General features: G+C 56.5%; 1 protein-coding gene. It reads right to left on the minus strand.

The features are described 5' to 3' along the window. Positions 1 to 356 (minus strand): DNA methyltransferase (locus tag BEB54_RS28280; protein ID WP_096933880.1); only part of this gene is annotated, 356 nt, incomplete at its 3' end. Between the last annotated feature and the right edge of the window lie 85 nt (positions 357 to 441).

Raw genomic sequence — 441 nt, forward strand, 5'->3', positions numbered from 1 at the left:
GCCAGGATGTAGGCGCATTCGTGGCGATAGCCCACATATGCGGCCTTCGATGTGTAGTTTTTGGTGAAGACCAGGTGACCAACCACGCTGAATCCCGCATTTTTCCAGGCGGCCACAAAGCGATCGACGCGGTTCCAGCCATAGAAGCTGACCATCAGCGCATCTTTTTTGAGTACGCGGTACATTTCATTACAGGCCGGTTGCAGCCATTCATCGGTTTTATCGCCAGCGATGGTGCGCCCGGAACGGTCACGGAAACCGACGAGGTACGGCGGGTCGGTGAGGATGAAATCAATGGCGTTATCAGGGATACGGGCTATAACATCGATGCAGTTACCGAGGACAAAACGGGACATACAAAACGCCTTCTCTTACAGAGGGCACCGGGAGGGCACCCCTGTGGTGCCCGTTCCCCGCTGCCTGTGGGCTGTTCACCGCGTC

Source organism: Escherichia sp. MOD1-EC6021 (assembly GCF_002965245.1).
Classification (GTDB): Bacteria; Pseudomonadota; Gammaproteobacteria; order Enterobacterales; family Enterobacteriaceae; genus Escherichia; species Escherichia coli_F.